Source organism: Streptomyces diastaticus subsp. diastaticus (genome assembly GCF_011170125.1).
GTDB lineage: Bacteria > Actinomycetota > Actinomycetes > Streptomycetales > Streptomycetaceae > Streptomyces > Streptomyces diastaticus.
This window is the reverse complement of sequence record NZ_BLLN01000005.1, coordinates 1,684,235-1,704,265: the sequence shown is the minus strand read 5'-3', so window position 1 is coordinate 1,704,265 and position 20,031 is coordinate 1,684,235. Positions and strand designations below refer to the sequence as shown.

Below are 20,031 nucleotides of genomic sequence, written 5' to 3'. Positions count from 1 at the left end.
CCGCCTCCCCTCGTGAGGCCCGATCATCGCCGGGCACCGGCATGTGATCAGCCTCCCTCACCTGTGCGCCCGGCGCGGGTCCGGGTTCGGTTCAGTCCGGGAAAGATCGAATGCAGGAAACGGCACCGGTCGCCACTTCCGCCGCCGTCCGTGCGCCGAAAGGCGCGCGGGGTGCGAGTGAAGAGTGAGCCGCAGTGCAAGGGACGCCTCGGCGTCCCTTTTTCCTTCCCCCCCTCGGGATCGCCGTGTGTCGCACGGTCATTACCGTCTGATCTGCCCTGCGCCCCGTACCGCGAAACCGCCGGATGACAACCGGGAGAACCCGCTCCGCAACCGCCGTCCCAGCGGTGGCCGGTAAAGTCCGACGACGTGCACCTCAAGGCCATGACCCTGCGCGGATTCAAGTCGTTCGCCTCCGCCACCACCCTGCGTTTCGAACCCGGTATCACCTGCGTCGTGGGCCCGAACGGCTCCGGCAAATCCAATGTCGTCGACGCGCTCTCCTGGGTCATGGGCGAACAGGGCGCGAAATCCCTGCGCGGCGGGAAGATGGAAGACGTCATCTTCGCCGGCACGACCGGACGACCCCCACTGGGCCGGGCCGAGGTCTCTCTCACCATCGACAACTCGGACGGCGCGCTGCCCATCGAATACGCCGAGGTCACCATCACGCGGATCATGTTCCGCAACGGCGGCAGCGAATACCAGATCAACGGCGACACCTGCCGGCTCCTCGACATCCAGGAACTCCTCTCGGATTCCGGAATCGGCCGGGAGATGCACGTCATCGTCGGCCAGGGCCAGCTCGACTCCGTGCTGCACGCCGACCCCATGGGCCGGCGTGCCTTCATCGAGGAGGCCGCGGGAGTCCTCAAACACCGCAAGCGCAAGGAGAAGGCGCTGCGGAAACTCGACGCGATGCGGGCCAACCTCGCCCGCGTCCAGGACCTCACCGAGGAACTGCGCCGCCAGCTCAAACCGCTGGGCCGCCAGGCCGCCGTCGCCCGGCGCGCCGCCGTCATCCAGGCCGACCTGCGCGACGCCCGGCTCCGTCTCCTCGCCGACGATCTCGTCACCCTCACCCGAGCCCTCAGCGCCGAGATCGCCGACGAGGCCGAGCAGAAGCGCCGCCGCGACGCCGCCGAGGCCGAACTCAAGGCCGCCCAGCGACGTGAGGCCGCCCTCGAAGGCGAGGTACGCCGCCTCGCGCCGCGGCTCCTGCGCGCCCAGGAGACCTGGCACGCCCTCTCCCAACTCGCCGAACGCGTCCGCGGCACGATCGGCCTCGCCGACGCCCGGGTACGCAGCGCGAGCGCCGAACCCGTCGAGGAACGGCGCGGCCGCGACCCCGAGGAGTTGGAACGCGAGGCCGCCCGCATCCGCGAGCAGGAGGCCGAACTCGCCGCCTCCCTCGAAGCGGCCCAGCACGCGCTGGAGGACACCGTCGGGCACCGCGCCGAGCTGGAACGCGCGCTCGCCGCCGAGGAACGCCGCCTCAAGGACGTCGCCCGCGCCATCGCCGACCGTCGGGAGGGACTGGCCCGCCTGCACGGCCAGGTCAACGCCGCCCGCAGCCGCGCCGCCTCCGCCCAGGAGGAGATCGACCGCCTCGCGGCCGCCCGCGACGAGGCGGCCGGCCGCGCCGTCACCGCGCGGGAGGAGTACGAGCAGCTCCGCGCCGAGGTCGACGGCCTCGACGTCGCCGACGCCGACCTCGGCGCCCGGCACGACGAGGCCCGCGCCGCGCTCGCCGACGCCGAGACCGCCCTCACCGCGGCCCGCGACGAGGCCACCGCCGCCGAACGCCGCCGCGCCGCCCTCGCCGCTCGCCACGAAGTCCTCGCACAAGGGCTGCGGCGCAAGGACGGCACGGGCGAACTGCTCGCGGCCCGCGACCGGCTCCACGGAGTCGCGGGCCCCCTCGCCGCCCTGCTGGACGTCGCCCCCGGCTACGAGGTGCCCGTGGCGGCCGCGCTCGGCTCCGCCGCCGACGCCCTGGCCGCCGCCGGGCCGCACGCCGCCGCCGACGCGCTCCGGCTGCTCCGGGAACGCGACGCGGGGCGGGCGGCGCTGGTGCTGGGGTGGACCGGAGGTGACGGGGGCGGGCCGGACGGTGCGCCTCGGCGCGAGGGGACCGGGGCAGGCCCGACGGTGCCCGCGCCGTCCCGGGCGGGGGACGACGGGGCGGCTGACCCGGGGCGCGAGGAGACCGCGGGACGCGGCGACGGGGCGGGGCACGGGGCGTACGCTCCGGATCCACGGGACGGGGCGGGCAGTGGCGGGGCGCCGGACGACGGCGCGACGCGTGACAGGGCGCCGCACCGCGTCGGTGCCGAGGGCGAAGGCGCGCGGGGCGCGGCGCGGACCGCCCCGTACGGAGCCGCGCCGGACAACCCCGGCACGGCGCCGGAACGCGTCGCGCTCGGTGTCGCGCGCCAGGCCGACGCCGCCGGCGGGCCCGGTACCGGGCCCGCCCCGGGCGCGGAGGAGCGCCCAGCGCGGACCGCCCCGTACCCGCCGCGTGTGGTGGACCTGGTGCGGGCGCCCGGCGACCTGGTTCCCGCGCTCCGTGCGCTGCTCGACGGCATGGTCGTGGTCGAAGGGCTGAGCGAGGCGGAGACGGTCGTCGGGGCAGGGGACGGGGCGGTCGTCGCGGTCACCCGTGACGGCGACGTTCTCGGGCCGCACTTCGCCCACGGCGGCTCCGCCGGCGCACCCAGCCTGCTGGAGGCGCAGGCGCAGGTGGACGAGGCCGCCGCCGAACTCGCCGTCCTCGACACGCGGTGCGCGGAACTCGCCGCCGCCCAGCGCGACGCCGTCCGGCTCCGCGCCGAACAGGCGACCCGCACCGAGGAGCTGGCCGAACGGCGCCGCCGCGCCGACCGGGAAAAGTCCGCCGTCGCCCAGCAACTCGGTCGCCTCGCCGGGCAGGCCCGCGCCGCGGCGGGTGAGGCCGAACGGTCCACGGCCGCCGCCGCCCGGGCGCAGGAAGCCCTCGACCGGGCCGTCGCCGACGCCGAGGAACTGGCCGAGCGGCTCGCCGTCGCCGAGGAAGCCCCGGCCCAGGAGGAACCCGACACCGCCGTACGCGACCGGCTGTCCGCCGACGGCGCCAACGCGCGCCAGACCGAGATGGAGGCCCGGCTCCAGCTGCGTACCCACGAGGAGCGGGTCAGGGCGCTCGCCGGGCGGGCCGACGGCCTCGACCGCGCCGCGCGCGCCGAGCGTGAGACCCGGGCGCGCGCCGAGCGGCGCCGTGCCCGGCTACGCCACGAGGCGCACGTCGCGGCGGCCGTCGCCACCGGGGCGCGACAGCTCCTCGCGCACATCGAGATCTCCGTGGAACGGGCCGCCGCCGAGCGTGTGGAGGCCGAGCGCGCCAAGGCGGCCCGGGAGGCCGAGCTGGACGCCGAACGAAGCCGCGGCCGCGACCTCAAGGCGGAACTCGACAAGCTCACCGACTCCGTCCACCGGGGCGAGGTCCTCGGCGCCGAGAAACGCCTGCGCATCGAACAGCTGGAGACCCGCGCCCTGGAGGAGCTGGGGGTCGAGCCGGCCGCCCTGGTCGCCGAGTACGGGCCGGAGCAGCCCGTGCCGCCGTCGCCGCCCGCCGAGGGTGAGGAACCGCCCGAGGACCCGGAGCATCCGCGTCACCGGCCCCGGCCCTTCCACCGGGCGGAGCAGGAGAAGCGGCTGCGGGCCGCCGAACGCGCGTACCAGCAGCTCGGCAAGGTCAACCCGCTGGCGCTGGAGGAGTTCGCCGCGCTGGAGGAGCGCCACCAGTTCCTCTCCGAGCAGCTCGACGACCTCCGCCGGACCCGCGCGGACCTCCTCCAGGTCGTCAAGGAGGTGGACGAACGGGTCGAGCAGGTCTTCACCGAGGCGTACCACGACACCGCGCGCGAGTTCGAAGGCGTCTTCTCGCGCCTCTTCCCCGGCGGTGAGGGACGCCTCGTCCTCACCGACCCGGAGCACATGCTGACCACCGGCGTCGACGTCGAGGCGCGCCCGCCCGGCAAGAAGGTCAAGCGGCTCTCACTGCTCTCCGGCGGCGAACGCTCCCTCACCGCCGTGGCCCTGCTGGTCTCCATCTTCAAGGCGCGCCCGAGCCCGTTCTACGTGATGGACGAGGTGGAGGCGGCACTCGACGACACCAACCTCCAGCGGCTCATCCGCATCATGCAGGAGCTCCAGGAGTCCTCCCAGCTGATCGTCATCACCCATCAGAAACGCACCATGGAGGTGGCCGACGCGCTCTACGGCGTCTCCATGCAGGGCGACGGCGTCTCCAAGGTGATCGGTCAGCGGCTGCGCTGAGCAGCCGGGCGGGCCGCGGCGGACTCGAACGGGTGAGTCGGCTGCTTCAGGGCAGGCGGCGCCATGCCGGGTGTGCGCCACTGGAAAAGACCGCCGTCCGCCCCACCGTCCGGTACCCCAGGCCCGGCAGGACGGCGGGGCCCGAGGAGGACCTGTGACGAACGACGCCACGCCGCCCAGTTCAGATGCGAGGGAGGCACACCCCGACCACCTGGGGCACGTCATCTTCATCGCGGCGTCCGCGGCGATGGGCGGCTTCCTGTTCGGTTACGACAGCTCCGTCATCAACGGCGCCGTGGAGGCCATCAGGGACCGGTACGACGTGGGTTCGGCGACGCTCGCCCAGGTCATCGCCATCGCGCTGATCGGCTGTGCCATCGGCGCCGCCACCGCGGGACGCATCGCCGACCGCATCGGCCGCATCAACTGCATGCGGATCGCCGCGGTGCTCTTCACCGCCAGCGCCATCGGCTCCGCGCTGCCCTTCGCCCTGTGGGACCTGGCGATGTGGCGCTGCATCGGCGGCTTCGCCATCGGCATGGCCTCCGTCATCGGGCCCGCCTACATCGCCGAGGTCGCCCCGCCCGCCTACCGCGGCCGGCTCGGCTCCTTCCAGCAGGCCGCCATCGTCATCGGCATCGCCATCTCCCAGCTCGTCAACTACGGCATCCTCACCGCCGCCGACGGTGACCAGCGCGGCGAGCTCATGGGCCTGGAAGCCTGGCAGCTGATGCTGGGTGTCATGGTCATCCCCGCCGTCCTCTACGGGATGCTGTCCTTCGTCATCCCCGAGTCGCCGCGCTACCTGATCTCGGTCGGCCGCAAGGACAAGGCCCGCCAGGTGCTGGCCGAGGTCGAGGGCACCAAGATCGACCTGGACGCCCGGGTCGCGGAGATCGACGAGCGGATGCGGCGTGAGCACAAGCCGTCGTTCAGGGACCTGCTGGGCGGGCGGTTCTGGTTCCTGCCGATCGTCTGGGTCGGCATCGGTCTGTCGATGTTCCAGCAGCTGGTCGGTATCAACGTCGCGTTCTACTACTCCACGACGCTCTGGCAGTCCGTCGGCATCGACCCCGAGGGGTCGTTCTTCTACTCCTTCACGACGTCGATCATCAACATCATCGGTACGGTCATCGCGATGATCTTCGTCGACCGGATCGGCCGCCGGCCGCTGGCCCTCATCGGTTCCTGCGGTATGGCCATCGCTCTGGCCGTGGAGGCGTGGGCGTTCTCCGCACCGCTGGTCGACGGCAAGCTGCCGAGCACCGAGGGCACCACGGCACTGATCGCCGCCCACGTCTTCGTGCTCTTCTTCGCGCTCTCGTGGGGCGTGGTCGTCTGGGTCTTCCTGGGCGAGATGTTCCCCAACCGCATCCGCGCCGCCGCGCTCGGCGTGGCCGCCTCCGCCCAGTGGATCGCCAACTGGGCCATCACCGCCAGCTTCCCGAGCCTCGCCGACTGGAACCTGTCCGGCACCTACGTGATCTACGCCGGCTTCGCGGTGCTGTCGATCCCGTTCGTCCTCAAGTTCGTCAAGGAGACGAAGGGCAAGGCCCTGGAGGAGATGGGCTGAGACCAGGACTGACCCGGTCGGTCCGGGCCCGGCCACTGGGGCTCGGGGCGGGGACCCGGGGTGGTGCGACGGGGCGTTGCCGCTGGTGGGCGGTGGCGCCCCGCTCGGGCGCGGGGTGCGCGGCGGGGGCTCGGGTTGCTGGGGCGTCAATCGGGGAGTGGGTGGAGTCACTCGACGGGGCGCGCTCGGGGCGAGGGCGGACGGAGGACGGGGCGGCGGCGGAGCGCGCCCCGTAGGTGACGTTGCGCTGACGCGGCAGGATCAATGCCTCCGCAGGTCGGACGCGGCGTACGGGGCGGGGCCAGGGCGCAGTGACGGTGCGGCGTGCAGGGCGGGGAGGGCGGCGTTCCGGGGGCGCACCGTCGCGTAGCGGTAGGCGGTCAAGGCCGCGAGAGCTGGATCACTCGATGGGGAGTGTGGGGGAAGGCGGCGCGGTGGGGCTGCGGTGGATCGGCGGGCCGCCTGGTCGGCTCCGAGGCGAAGCGGCGCGCCAGGCGGGTTTCCACAGGTCGGGCGCGGCGTACGGGGCGCGGAGGAGGGAAGGGAGCGGGCAGCACCGAGCCCGCAGCGTCCCCGAGCCCGCAGTGTCCCCGAGCCCGCAGCGTCCCCGAGCCCGCAGTGTCCCCGAGCCCGCAGCGTCCCCGAGCCCGCAGTGTCCCCGAGCCCGCAGTGTCCCCGAACCCGGAGCGGCTCCGCGCTCGGGGCGGCGCGGAGAAGTACGACGGTGCGACGGTGGGTGGAGCGGCGGCGTTGGGCCGGAGCCCGACCCACGCGGCCGCGTGCGCGGCGTACGGGGCGCGCTCAGTACGGCCCGCCCCGCGACGAGGACCCGGACCTGCCCGGTGCCGCGCCCGCTCGCACGCCGTTCCCTGGTCGCCACCCTTGCCCGCCCCGATTCCCCGCGTGCCGTTCCCGCGCCCGCCCCCGCCGCTCCCTCCCCACGCCACCCCCATGGCTGATACTGGACGGGTTATGGAAATCGTCATCCTTGCTGTAGTCATCGCCGTGGTTCTGGTCGGTGCGGTCAGCGGGCTCGTGATCGGCGGCCGCAGGAAGAAGCAGCTGCCGCCGGCCGAGCGCCCGAACGCCACCCCGACCATCACCACCCCCCCGGCCGAGCCGCGTGTCGGCGACGAGGCCGAGACGCCGCGCGACGAGTCGCGCCGCACCATCGAGGAGGTGGATCTTCCGGCCGCCGAGGCCCCTCCGGCCCCGCCCGCCGAGGCCGAGCCCGCACCCGCCGCCCCCGAGGTGGAGGTGCCCGAGCCCACCGAGGGGCGTCTGGTCCGGCTCCGGGCCCGTCTGGCCCGTTCGCAGAACGCGCTGGGCAAGGGGCTGCTCACCCTGCTCTCCCGGGAGCACCTCGACGAGGACACCTGGGAGGAGATCGAGGACACCCTCCTCACCGCCGACGTCGGTGTCGTGCCCACCCAGGAACTGGTCGAGCGGCTCCGTGAGCGCGTCCGGGTCCTCGGCACGCGCACCCCGCAGGAGCTGCGCACCCTGCTGCGCGAGGAGTTGCTGCAGCTCATCGCCACGGACGCCCCACGCGCCGTGAACACCGAGAACGGCCTGAAGACGCCGGCCGTCGTCATGGTCGTCGGCGTCAACGGCACCGGCAAGACCACGACCACCGGCAAGCTCGCGCGGGTCCTGGTCGCCGACGGCAAGTCGGTCGTGCTGGGGGCCGCGGACACCTTCCGCGCCGCCGCCGCCGACCAGCTCCAGACCTGGGGTGAGCGGGTCGGGGCGCGCACCGTGCGCGGCCCCGAGGGCGGCGACCCCGCCTCGATCGCGTTCGACGCGGTCAAGGAGGGCATCGCCGACCAGGCCGACGTCGTCCTCGTCGACACGGCGGGCCGGCTGCACACCAAGGCCGGGCTCATGGACGAGCTGGGCAAGGTCAAGCGCGTCGTCGAGAAGCAGGCCCCGCTCGACGAGGTGCTCCTGGTCCTCGACGCCACCACCGGCCAGAACGGCCTGGTGCAGGCACGCGTCTTCGCCGAGGTCGTGGACATCACCGGCATCGTCCTGACCAAGCTCGACGGCACCGCCAAGGGCGGCATCGTCGTGGCGGTCCAGCGCGAGCTGGGCGTTCCGGTCAAGCTGATCGGCCTCGGTGAGGGGCCGGACGACCTCGCGCCGTTCGATCCGGAGGCGTTCGTCGACGCCCTGATCGGCGACTGACCCTCCCGCACGGCCCCGACCGGCACGGCCCCGTGACCACGGCGGCGGCACCGGCCGGGCGCGCCCCGCGCAGCGACGAGCCCCGCACCCGGCATCGGCCCGGTGCGGGGCTCGTCGTCGTACGGGGCCGGGCGGGGCCCCACTACGCGTACGCGGGCGTCCGGTGTGTCACGTACGCCAGAGTCCCGAGCAGCAGCCGGGCCTCGGGGGGCCGTGCGGCCGTGACGCCGCCGGGGGAGCGGAGCCAGCGGACCGGACCGAGCCCGGACCGGTCGGAGGGCGGCGCCGTGATGTACGTACCGGGGCCCAGGCCGCGCAGGTCGAGGTCGGCGTCGTCCCAGCCCATCCGGTACAGCAGTCCCGGCAGGGCGCGGGCGGAGCCGGGGGCGACGAAGAACTGGGCGCGCCCTTCCGGAGTGACCGCGACGGGGCCGAGGGGGAGCCCCATGCGTTCCAGGCGGACCAGGGCGCGCCGCCCGGCGCGTTCCGCCACGTCGAGGATGTCGAAGGCGAGGCCGACGGGGAGCATCATGGCCGCCCCGCCGTACGGGGCCCAGGCTCGCGCCGCCTGCTCCGCCCCGGTGCCCCCGGTGACGCGCCGCCCCCGGTCGAGGGGATGGGCGCCCGGCGCGGGGCAGCCGTACGCGCCGCACGAGCAGCCGTGCGTGGTGGCGCGTGCGCCGGGCACCACGTCCCAGCCCCAGCGGCCGCTCAGTTCTGCCAGCGCCAGGCGGTCCGCGGTGCGTCCGCGTCGCCGGATGCCGGACCGGATGTCCCGGATACCGCCGATCGTGAAACCCATGCCCCCTCCAACGGGTCCGCGCAGTGCCGGTTACGTGACGGAGTCGCACGGTCACGGGGAGCACCCCCGATCGGGGGGTGGTGTGCGGGGTGACGTTCCACGATGCTGGGGGTTGTGCGCGGCGCGTCGCGCGCCCCCTGGTGCGTCTCCACTCCTGTTTCAGCCACTCGTGTCCAGTCAAGCGCCCGTGGCGGGGCGGCAGTTCGGAAAGAGGGGTGGCGAATGGTGGCGTTTCCCCGAGTCCGGCCCCCGCAGAGGTGAGCGGGGCGTTACTTTCGGTACACAAGCTCACGCGATCGTGTAGGCGTGAGCGTGCCGCAGCCGCTTCGACCGTACATTCGAAGGGTGACCGTCGCCCAGGGGGCGCCACCGCGCGGCACGTCAGCTGGTGCCCGGCCCTCCCGAGCCGCCGGGCGCGCGAGGAGACGGGGGCGTTCCGGTGAACGGCGACGACGACATCAACGCGGTGCACGCGGAGAAGCGTCCTAACGAGCTGCTCAGCTCCTGGTTCCTGCGCAGCGGCTGGTCCAAGGGCGAGCTGGCCCGTCAGGTCAACCGCCGTGCCCGCCAGCTCGGCGCCGCCCACGTCTCCACCGACACCTCCCGGGTGCGCCGCTGGCTCGACGGCGAGCAGCCCCGCGAGCCCATCCCGCGCATCCTCTCCGACCTCTTCTCGGAGCGGTTCGGCTGCGTCGTCGCCGTCGAGGGCCTGGGCCTGCGCCCACAGCACCAGACGCCGTCGGCCGCCGGGGTCGACCTGCCGTGGACCGGCCCGCAGACCATCGCGCACCTCAGCGAGTTCTCCCGCAGTGACCTGATGCTGGCCCGCCGGGGCTTCCTCGGCACCTCCCTCACCGTCGCCGCCGGAGCCTCCCTCATCGAACCGATGCAGCGCTGGTTGGTCCCCACCCCGCAGACCTCGCTGACAACCGACGGCCCGCACCGGGTCGCCGACCGGCGCGGCGGGCCCCGCCTCTCCGCCCCCGAACTGGACCTGCTGGAGTCCACCATCCAGATGTTCCGCCGCTGGGACGCCCAGTGCGGCGGCGGACTGCGGCGCAAGGCCGTGGTCGGCCAGCTCCACGAGGTCACCGAGCTGCTCCAGGAGCCCCACCCCGCCGAGACCACCCGCCGCCTGTACCGCGTAGCCGCCGAACTCGCCGAACTCGCCGGCTGGATGAGCTACGACGTGGGACTCCAGCCCACCGCACAGAAGTACTTCGTGCTGGCCCTGCACGCCGCGAAGGAGGCCGGGGACAAGCCCCTCGGGTCGTACGTCCTGTCCCACATGAGCCGGCAGATGATCCACCTGGGACGGCCCGACGACGCACTGGAACTGGTCCATCTCGCCCAGTACGGCAGCCGCGACTGCGCGGGCCCCAGGACCCAGGCCATGCTGTACGCGATGGAGGGCCGTGCCCACGCCGCCCTCGGCAACCCGGGCAAGTGCAAGCGGGCGGCGCGGATGGCCGAGGCGACCTTCGCCGAACTCGAGGACGTCACCGACCCCGAGCCGAGCTGGATCACGTTCTTCACGGAGGCCGAGCTCAGCAGCGAGAACGCCCACTCCTACCGCGACCTCGCCTACGCTGCCGGGGGCAGCACCCTCTACGCCAACCTCTCCGCCCAGGGCATGCGCCAGGCCGTCGACCTGTTCCGCGCGGACAGCCTCTACCAGCGCTCGTACGCACTGAACCTCATCGGCATGGCCTCCGTGCACCTGTTGCGCGACGAGCTCGCCGACTCCGCCGTCTGCGCCGAGGAGGCCGCGCACCTGGCCGCCAAGGTCCGCTCCGAGCGGGTCAACACCCGGCTCCGCAAGACCGTGGACCGGGCGCTGCGCCAGTACCCGGGGCGCAGTGAGACCGACGGTCTCGCCGAGCTGCTCGCCAGCCACCTTCCCGAGGTGGCCCAGGCCGTCTGACCCCGCCGCGCCCGCGACCCCGCCGCGGCGGGAGGTTCACGCACGCGTAACACGGCACACGGCTTCGTCACTGCCGCGAAACAACGAGGCGCACCGGCCGAAACCCCGCTGCGTCAGTCTCCTCAGCACAGTCGGCCCGACGTACCAGGCATCCGCACGGGCCGTCCCCCTCTGCAAGGAGACACTGGCGTGAACGGTGCAGACACCGCGTTCGTACTGATCAGTGCCGCGCTCGTCATGCTGATGACGCCCGGCCTGGCGTTCTTCTACGGCGGCATGGTGCGGGTCAAGAGCGCCCTCAACATGCTCATGATGTCGCTGGTCTCGATGGGCGTCGTCGCCGTCCTGTGGGTGTTCTACGGGTACTCGCTGACCTTCGGCGGCGACCTCGGCGGCGGCCTTCTCGGCAACTTCGACCACATCGGCCTCAAGGGCATCGACCCCACCACCCTCACCGGCGGTGACGAGGGCATACCGGTGATCGCCTTCGCCCTGTTCCAGCTGATGTTCGCCACCCTCACACCCGCTCTGATGAGCGGGGCCCTCGCCGACCGGGTGAAGTTCAGCGCCTGGACCCTGTTCATCGCCCTGTGGGTCACCGTGGTGTACTTCCCGGTCGCCCACTGGGTCTGGCAGGAGGACGGCTGGCTCCACCAGCTCGACGTGATCGACTTCGCGGGCGGCACGGCCGTCCACATCAACGCCGGTGTCGGCGCTCTCGCCGCGGTCCTCGTCGTCGGCAGGCGCGTCGGCTTCAAGAAGGACCCGATACGGCCGCACAACCTGCCGCTCGTCGTCCTCGGGGCCGCCCTCCTGTGGTTCGGCTGGTTCGGCTTCAACGCCGGCTCCGCCCTCGCCGCCGACGGCACCGCCGCCACCATGGCCTTCAACACGCAGGTCGCCACCGGCGCAGCGATGCTCGGCTGGCTCGTCTACGAGCGCGTCCGGCACGGCGCGTTCACCACGCTCGGCGCCGCCTCCGGCGCCATCGCCGGCCTCGTCGCGATCACACCCTCCGGCGCCCACGTCGACGCCTTCGGCGCCCTCCTCATCGGCCTGGCCGCCGGGGCCCTCTGCTCCTGGGCCGTCAGCCTCAAGTACAAGCTCGGCTACGACGACTCGCTGGACGTGGTCGGCGTCCACCTGGTCGGCGGCGTCGCCGGCACGCTGCTCGTCGGCGTCCTCGCCGTCGACGGCGTCGGCGGACTCGGTCAGCTCGGCAAGCAGGCCGTCGGCGCCTTCGCCACCATGGCCTTCTCCTTCACCGTCTCCTGGCTGCTGGCCAAGTTCGTCGACGCGACGATCGGCTTCCGGGCCTCCGAGGAGGACGAGACCGGTGGCGTCGACCAGGCGTACCACGCCGAGAGCGCCTACGACCTCACCGCCGTCGGCGCCTCCCTGACCACCAAGAACCTCCCCGAGGCCGACACTGCCGCGGCCGCCCCGAACTCGAAGGTGGACGCATGAAGCTCATCACCGCGGTCGTCAAGCCCCACCGGCTCGACGAGATCAAGGACGCCCTCCAGGCCTTCGGCGTCCACGGACTGACGGTCACCGAGGCCAGCGGTTACGGCCGGCAGCGCGGCCACACCGAGGTCTACCGCGGCGCCGAGTACACCGTCGACCTGGTCCCCAAGATCCGTGTCGAGGTCCTGGTCGAGGACGACGACGCCGAACAGCTCATCGAGGTCGTCGTCAAGGCCGCCCGCACCGGCAAGATCGGCGACGGCAAGGTCTGGAGCCTGCCCGTGGAGACCGCCGTCCGGGTCCGCACCGGCGAACGCGGCCCCGACGCGCTCTGACCACCACCAGGCCCCAGGTCCGGACGCCACGAGGAACGGAGCTCCCGGTGACGAACACGGACGTGCGTACGGCGGCGGAAGACCCTGGACCCGGCGCTTACGCGGCGGCCCGGCTGAGTCTCCTCCAGCGGGGAGCCCGGCCCGGGCCGCCGCGTCGCAAGGCCCTCGCCGCCCTGACCGACGACTGGCTGAACGGCCTGTTCACCGCCGCCGCGGGCAGCCCACGCGGCCTCGCCCTGGTCGCCGTCGGCGGCTACGGCCGCGGGGAACTCTCGCCCCGCAGCGACCTCGACCTTCTGCTGCTGCACGACGGCAGCACCCCCGCCGCCGCGATCGCCCGGGTCGCCGACCGCATCTGGTACCCCGTCTGGGACCTCGGCCTCGACCTCGACCACTCCGTCCGCACCCTGGCCGAGACCCGCAGGACCGCCGACGACGACCTGAGGGCCCAGCTCGGCCTGCTCGACGCCCGCCACCTCGCGGGCGACCGCGGCACCACCGCCGCACTGCGCACCACCGTCCTCGCCGACTGGCGCAACCAGGCCCCCGCACGCCTCCCGCGCCTGCGTGAACTCTGCGAGGAACGCGCCGCCCGCGCGGGCGAACTCCCGTATCTGCTCGAACCCGACCTCAAGGAGGCCCGCGGCGGGCTCCGCGACGCCACCGCGCTGCGCGCCGTCGCCGCCTCCTGGCTCGCCGATGCCCCCCGCGAGGGCCTCGACGACGCCCGGCGCCGCCTCCTCGACGTCCGCGACGCCCTCCACCTCACCACCGGACGCGCCACCGACCGCCTCGCCCTGCAGGAACAGGACCAGGTGGCCACCGCCCTCGGCCTCCTCGACGCCGACACCCTCCTGCGCCAGGTCTACGAGGCCGCCCGCACCCTCTCCTACGCCGCCGACGTCACCTGGCGCGAGGTCGGCCGCGTCCTGCGCTCCCGCTCGGTACGGCCCCGGCCGCGCGCCCTGCTCCCCAGCAGGCGCCCCGTCGACCGTGCCCCGCTCGCCGAGGGCGTCGTCGAACAGGACGGGGAGGCCGGCCTCGCCCGCACCGCGCGCCCCGAACGCGACCCCGTGCTCACGCTGCGCGCCGCCGCCGCGGCAGCCCAGGCCGGGTTGCCGCTCTCGCCGCACACGGTGCGCCGCCTCGCCGCCACCGCCCCGCCGTTGCCCACGCCCTGGCCCGCCGAGGCACGCGACCAGTTCGTCATCCTGCTCGGCGCCGGCAGGGCCGCCGTACCGGTCTGGGAGGCGCTGGAGGCCGAGGGACTGGTCAGCCGGCTGCTGCCCGACTGGGAACGCGTCCGCTGCCGTCCGCAGCGCAACGCCGTCCACACCTGGACCGTCGACAGGCACCTGGTGGAGACCGCCGTCCACGCCGCCTCCCTGACCCGCCGCGTCAGCCGCCCCGACCTGCTCCTGGTGGCGGCCCTGCTGCACGACATCGGCAAGGGCTGGCCCGGTGACCACTCGGTGGCCGGGGAGGTCATCACGCGGGACGTGGCGGCGCGGCTCGGCTTCGGCCGGCACGACACCGCCGTCCTCGCCACTCTCGTCCGGCACCACCTGCTGCTGGTGGAGACCGCCACCCGGCGTGACCTCGACGACCCCGCCACGGTGCGCGCCGTCGCCGAGGCCGTCGGCAGCCACGCGATCCTGGAACTCCTGCACGCCCTCACCGAGGCCGACGCCCTCGCCACGGGGCCCGCCGCCTGGTCCGCCTGGCGCGACTCCCTCGTCACCGGCCTCGTCGGCCGCGTCGGGGCGGTCCTCGCCGGGCAGGGGGAGCAGGAACCGGGCGCCCCGGCGCCCACCGCAGAGCAGGAACGCCTCGCCTTCGAGGCGCACCGCACCCGAGGCCCGGTCCTCACGCTCCACGCCCGCGCGGAGGCCCTGGCCGACGGCGGGGCGGACGACACCGCGAGCGGGCCGGACACCGGCCAGGAGCCGCCGCTCGGCGTCGAACTCGTCCTCGCCCTGCCCGCCCGCCCCGCACAGGGCGCTCAGGAGAGATACGCGATGGGCGTGCTGCCCGCCGTCGCCGGGGTGCTCGCCCTGCACCGCCTCACGGTGCGCACGGCCGAGCTGGGTGGCGTCAGCCCGCCGCGCGGGCTCGACGGCGCAGCTCGCACCGCGCGCACCACCGTCGCCGACGATCCCTCCCGTGTCCTGCTGCTCAACTGGCGCGTCGCCGCCGAGTACGGCTCCCCGCCGCAGGCGGACCGGCTCCGCGCCGACCTGGTCCGCGCCCTCGACGGATCACTCGACCTCCGCGCACGCCTCGCCGAACGCGACGCCGCCTCCCCGCGCCGCCGCGGCATCACCGCCCCGCAGCCCCGCGTCCGCGTCGCCCCGGCCGCCTCCCGGCACGCCACCGTCATCGAGGTACGCGCCCAGGACACCCCGGGTCTCCTCCACCGCATCGGCCTGGCCCTGGAGGCCGACGGCGTCCGCGTACGGAGCGCGCACGTGAGCACCCTCGGCGCCAACGCGGTGGACGCGTTCTACGTCACGGACGCGACCGGGAGGCCGCTGGGGGAGGAGGCGGCGGGGCGGGTGGCGAAGGGGGTGGAGGAAGCGCTGCGAGGGTGAAGGGACGGAGGCGGGACCGGGGTGAGGTGGACCGGGGTGAGGTGGACCGGGGCGGGCTGGGTGGGTCGGTGGGAGGGCGCGGGGGCGCGCACCGCGCGGTGCGGTAAGGCTCGCTGCGCGGCGGTGATCGTTACGGTTCGGGTCGGTAGGTTGGTGCGGAGGGGTGTGAGGGGCCGCCCCGCACTGCGTGAGGTGAGGGCGTGCTGCCTCGCGGCGGGGTGCGCCCCGCACGTAAGGCGCGCTGCGCGACGGTGGGCCTTACGGTATCGCCCGGGGCTCCGTCCGCGTGCCCGCCGGTGACACCGCGCGCCCGCCTCGAACCGGCGGGTGCGGGCGCTGCGCACCGCCGCCGCTTTACCGCGCCGCGCACTCCGGGGCCGGCCCCGGCCTGGCGCCGCAAGCCCCGTACCGGGAGCCACCCCCCGCCCCGTACGGCCTCAGGCGGTGGAACGGCGCACTTGCCGGGGCGGATACCCTGTACAACGACCCACCCTGCCCCCGACTCCCGAGGACCGACGAGCGCCGTGTTCGACACCCTCTCCGATCGCCTTGCAGCGACATTCAAGAGCCTCCGCGGCAAGGGGCGCCTGTCCGAGGCGGACATCGACGCCACCGCACGCGAGATCCGCATCGCACTCCTGGAGGCGGATGTCGCGCTGCCCGTGGTGCGCGCCTTCATCAAGCAGGTCAAGGAGCGGGCCCTCGGCGAAGAGGTCTCCAAGGCGCTGAACCCGGCGCAGCAGATCGTCAAGATCGTCAACGAGGAGCTCGTCGGCATCCTCGGCGGCGAGACACGTCGCCTGCGCTTCGCCAAGCAGCCGCCCACCGTGATCATGCTCGCGGGTCTCCAGGGTGCCGGTAAGACGACGCTCGCCGGCAAGCTCGGCAAGTGGCTCCAGGGACAGGGTCACACGCCGCTCCTGGTCGCGGCCGACCTCCAGCGCCCCAACGCCGTCAACCAGCTCGCGGTCGTCGCCGAGCGTGCCGGCGTCGGCATCTTCGCCCCCGAGCCGGGCAACGGCGTGGGTGACCCCGTCCAGGTCGCCAAGGACTCCATCGCCCACGCGCGCACCAAGCAGTACGACGTGGTCGTGGTCGACACCGCCGGTCGCCTCGGCATCGACCAGGAGCTGATGCAGCAGGCCGCGGACATCCGCGACGCCGTTCAGCCCGACGAGGTCCTCTTCGTCGTCGACGCCATGATCGGCCAGGACGCCGTCAACACCGCCGAGGCGTTCCGCGACGGCGTCGGCTTCGACGGCGTGGTCCTCTCCAAGCTCGACGGTGACGCCCGCGGTGGCGCCGCGCTCTCCATCGCCCACGTCACCGGCAAGCAGATCATGTTCGCCTCCAACGGCGAGAAGCTCGAGGACTTCGACGCGTTCCACCCGGATCGCATGGCCTCCCGCATTCTCGACATGGGCGACATGCTCACCCTGATCGAGCAGGCCGAGAAGACCTTCAGCCAGCAAGAGGCCGAAGACATGGCCCGCAAGCTCCAGAAGGGACCCAAGGAGTTCACGCTCGACGACTTCCTGGCCCAGATGGAGCAGGTCAGGAAGATGGGCTCGATCTCGAAGCTGCTCGGCATGCTCCCGGGCATGGGGCAGATCAAGGACCAGATCAGCAACCTCGACGAGCGGGACGTCGACCGCACCGCCGCCATCATCAAGTCGATGACGCCGGGCGAGCGCGCCGAACCCACGATCATCAACGGCTCCCGCCGCGCCCGCATCGCCAAGGGCTCCGGTGTCGACGTCAGCGCCGTCAAGAGCCTGGTGGAGCGCTTCTTCGAGGCCCGGAAGATGATGTCCCGCATGGCGCAGGGCGGCGGCATGCCGGGGATGCCGGGCCTGCCCGGATCGGGCGGCGGCCCCGGCCGCCAGAAGAAGAAGCAGAAGCAGGCCAAGGGCAAGCGCAAGAGCGGAAACCCGATGAAGCGCAAGGCCGAGGAGGAGGCTGCGGCCGCCCGCCGTGAGCAGGGCGCTCAGGAAGGCAGCCCGTTCGGCCTTCCCGGCGGCCAGCCCGGCAAGGACTTCGAGCTGCCGGACGAATTCAAGAAGTTCATGGGCTGAGTACTCTCCGCCGCGTCGGGCCCAAGGGCCCGGAAGCCTGGTGGGAAGGGGCGTACGTCTTCGGGCGTGCGCCCCTTTTCCTTGTCCTGGCGAGGGAGCAGGGGCGCAGGGCGGGCAGTCGCGAGGCGGCGCGCGGCGCGTATCGGCCGGGCCTCGGCCGAGCCCACTACGGGGCGGGCGACCTGCGGTGATGTGCTCCGGGGGCGCCCCGTACGGAGCGGTGCGGTGCGGAACACGCAAGGCTCTGCGGCAGTGCGGTCGGAGCGGCGTCCCCAGTGGTCCGCGCCTGCCACGCCGGAGCGCCCCGTGCACGCCTCGCGGCCCCCGTCGTCGGCTTCGCCCCGTCTCCCGTCGCATCCGCCGGGCCCGGTCCCGGGCCCGCCCGGCGTGCAAGCCCGAGAGCCCTCGGCCAGGATCACCCGCCTGACGGGCCCCTCGCGCATTGGGGTGATGAGCGCACTAATGTCGGCCGCATCCGGCGTCGGCGTGAAGGAGATGCGAGTGACCAGCCCCGTCCCGCCGCGCGACCGCACCGACAAGCCCTGGCGCTCGGAGGGTGCGCCGCAGCCGGATCAGCCGAAGAAGCGCGGCCGCGTGCCCGGCGGCTGGTGGCGGCTCCTGCTCACCGCGCTCCTGGTCTTCGTCATCGCCAACCTGGTTCTCTCCTTCTTCGACCAGGGCGACGACACCACGATCTCCTACACCGAGTTCAGCCGTCAGGTCGACGACAACAACGTCGCCAAGATCTACACCAAGGGCGACGCCATCCAGGGGGAGCTGAAGAAGTCCCGGCCCCGCCCCGGAGACGACGGCGCCGACGACGGCGAGAGCGACTACAAGACCTTCACCACGCAGCGCCCCGAGTTCGCCGACGACGACCTCTGGGCCAAGCTCGACCGGAACAAGGTCACGGTCACGGCGGAGCCCGTCGTCGCGGAGCGCAGCCTCCTCTCCAACCTCCTCATCTCCCTCGCGCCGATACTCCTCCTCGTGGCGCTCTGGCTGTTCATCGCCCGCCGCATGAGCGCCGGCCTCGGTGGGGGAGGGGGCATGCTCGGCCGCAAGCCGCCGCCCAAACCCGTGGAACTGGAGGAGGGGCGGCGGACGACCTTCGCCGATGTCGCCGGTATCGACGAGGTCGAGGGCGAACTCAGCGACATCGTCGACTACCTCAAACACCCCGAGGCATACCGCGCGATGGGCGCGAAGACGCCCCGGGGTGTCCTGCTGACCGGCCCGCCGGGCACCGGCAAGACGCTGCTCGCACGCGCCGTCGCCGGAGAGGCCGACGTACCGTTCTTCTCCGCCTCGGCCTCCGAGTTCATCGAGATGATCGTCGGCGTCGGCGCCGGACGGGTCCGGGAACTGTTCGCCGAGGCCCGCAAAGTGGCCCCGTCGATCATCTTCATCGACGAGATCGACACCATCGGGCGGGCACGGGGCGGCGGCTCGGGCATGGGCGGTCACGACGAACGCGAGCAGACGCTCAACCAGATCCTCACCGAGATGGACGGCTTCTCCGGCTCCGAGGGAGTCATCGTGACAGCCGCGACCAACCGTGCCGACATCCTCGACCCGGCGCTGACCCGCCCCGGCCGCTTCGACCGCGTCGTCGCGGTCAGCCCGCCCGACCGCGGTGGCCGCGAGGCCATCCTGAAGATCCACACCCGGGACATCCCGCTCGCCCCCGACGCCGACCTGGCCCAGATCGCCCGTTCGACTCCGGGCATGACCGGCGCCGACCTCGCCAACCTCGCCAACGAGGCGGCCCTCCTCGCGGTCCGGCGGCGGCAGAAACGTGTCGACCAGAAGGATCTCTCCGACGCTCTGGAGAAGGTCCAGCTCGGCGCCGAACGCCCCCTCGTCATGCCCGACGAGGAACGCCGCCGCACCGCCTACCACGAGAGCGGGCACGCCCTGCTCGGCATGCTCCAGCCCGGCGCCGACCCGGTCCGCAAGATCACCATCGTGCCGCGCGGTCGCGCCCTCGGCGTCACCCTCTCCACACCGGAGGTCGACAAGTACGCCTACACCGAGGAGTACCTGCGCGGCCGCATCATCGGGGCGCTGGGCGGTATGGCGGCGGAGCAGGTGGTCTTCGGAGTGGTGACCACCGGCGCGGAGAACGACCTGGAGCAGGTCACCGGGATGGTGCGCGGCATGGTCGGCCGCTGGGGCATGAGTTCCAAGGTCGGCCGCCTCTCCGCTCTCCCGCAGGACGCCCAGCAGGCGTACGGCCTCTCCGCCGCCCCGGCCACCCTCGACACCATCGACGAGGAGATGCGCCGCATCGTCGAGGAGTGCTACGAGAGCGCCTGCCGCCAGCTCACCGACCACCGCGAGCAACTCGACGCCCTCGCAGCGGCCCTCCTGGAGAACGAGACGCTGGAGGAGGCCGACGCCTACAGCGCGGCGGGCATCCCGCGACTGCACAAGGAATAGCCGAGCGGGGCGGAGCCGCGGCTGGAGGATTGCCGGGAACGACGTACCCGTGCGGGGCGCCCGCCGGGTGTCGCCGCGGCGACGTGCTCGCCATGCCCCGGCCCACGGCCGCGGCGACGGACGCTCCCGCAGTGCCCGTCGGCGCCCTGCCCCGTCGGGTCGCGCGGCACGGGGCCGCTACGGGGCGTACGACCTGCGCTTTCACCGACGGCGGACGACGCGCCGTGCGCCCCGCCGCCCGCCCGGCAGCGCGTCGCCGGCCACGGCACGAACGGGCCCGCGCCCCATCCCGGCCTCCCGAGCCCAGCCGGGCCTCCT

10 protein-coding genes are annotated in these 20,031 nt (G+C 73.5%); 9 read left to right on the top strand and 1 reads right to left on the bottom strand.

What is annotated here, in order from left to right:
* The first annotated feature begins 369 nt into the window (after positions 1–369).
* The 3 genes from Sdia_RS24700 to ftsY all read left to right on the top strand — a co-directional run bounded on the left by Sdia_RS24700 (position 370) and on the right by ftsY (position 8,077).
* A complete protein-coding gene (locus tag Sdia_RS24700) occupies positions 370–4,317 on the top strand; it encodes an AAA family ATPase (protein ID WP_189500530.1) in 3,948 nt (1,315 codons plus the stop codon).
* Between the two features lie 154 nt (positions 4,318–4,471).
* Positions 4,472–5,890, top strand: coding sequence for a sugar porter family MFS transporter (locus tag Sdia_RS24695; RefSeq protein ID WP_100457689.1), 1,419 nt, complete (start codon positions 4,472–4,474; stop codon positions 5,888–5,890).
* A 972-nt stretch (positions 5,891–6,862) separates the two neighbouring features.
* Positions 6,863–8,077, top strand: a complete 1,215-nt coding sequence (ftsY, locus tag Sdia_RS24690) for a signal recognition particle-docking protein FtsY (protein WP_189500529.1) — start codon at positions 6,863–6,865, stop codon at positions 8,075–8,077.
* A 142-nt stretch (positions 8,078–8,219) separates the two neighbouring features.
* Here the strand turns inward: ftsY and Sdia_RS24685 are convergent, their stop codons facing one another.
* The gene (locus tag Sdia_RS24685; RefSeq protein ID WP_100457687.1) at positions 8,220–8,879 is read right to left on the bottom strand and encodes a bifunctional DNA primase/polymerase; all 660 of its coding nucleotides are present in this window, start codon (positions 8,877–8,879) and stop codon (positions 8,220–8,222) included.
* A 439-nt stretch (positions 8,880–9,318) separates the two neighbouring features.
* On the opposite strand from Sdia_RS24685, the gene nsdA reads away from it, so the two are divergent.
* The 6 genes from nsdA (at position 9,319) to ftsH (ending at position 19,713) form a co-directional block, all read left to right on the top strand.
* Positions 9,319–10,803 carry a transcriptional repressor NsdA gene (nsdA, locus tag Sdia_RS24680; RefSeq protein ID WP_115068140.1) on the top strand — a complete coding sequence of 495 codons (1,485 nt, stop codon included), beginning with the start codon at positions 9,319–9,321 and terminating at the stop codon, positions 10,801–10,803.
* A gap of 243 nt (positions 10,804–11,046) precedes the next feature.
* Positions 11,047–12,270, top strand: coding sequence for an ammonium transporter (locus Sdia_RS24675; RefSeq protein ID WP_229831605.1), 1,224 nt, complete (start codon positions 11,047–11,049; stop codon positions 12,268–12,270).
* The gene (locus Sdia_RS24670; RefSeq protein WP_100457684.1) at positions 12,267–12,605 is read left to right on the top strand and encodes a P-II family nitrogen regulator; all 339 of its coding nucleotides are present in this window, start codon (positions 12,267–12,269) and stop codon (positions 12,603–12,605) included. The genes Sdia_RS24675 and Sdia_RS24670 overlap by 4 nt, the downstream gene beginning before the upstream one ends.
* Before the next feature lie 47 nt (positions 12,606–12,652).
* On the top strand, positions 12,653–15,196 hold the full coding sequence (locus tag Sdia_RS24665; RefSeq protein WP_185393447.1) for a [protein-PII] uridylyltransferase: 2,544 nt from the start codon (positions 12,653–12,655) through the stop codon (positions 15,194–15,196).
* Between the two features lie 524 nt (positions 15,197–15,720).
* Complete coding sequence (ffh, locus tag Sdia_RS24660) at positions 15,721–17,271, top strand: signal recognition particle protein (protein ID WP_164378866.1); 1,551 nt, start codon at positions 15,721–15,723, stop codon at positions 17,269–17,271.
* Between the two features lie 501 nt (positions 17,272–17,772).
* Positions 17,773–19,713, top strand: coding sequence for an ATP-dependent zinc metalloprotease FtsH (ftsH, locus tag Sdia_RS24655; RefSeq protein WP_189500527.1), 1,941 nt, complete (start codon positions 17,773–17,775; stop codon positions 19,711–19,713).
* Positions 19,714–20,031: the final 318 nt, after the last annotated feature.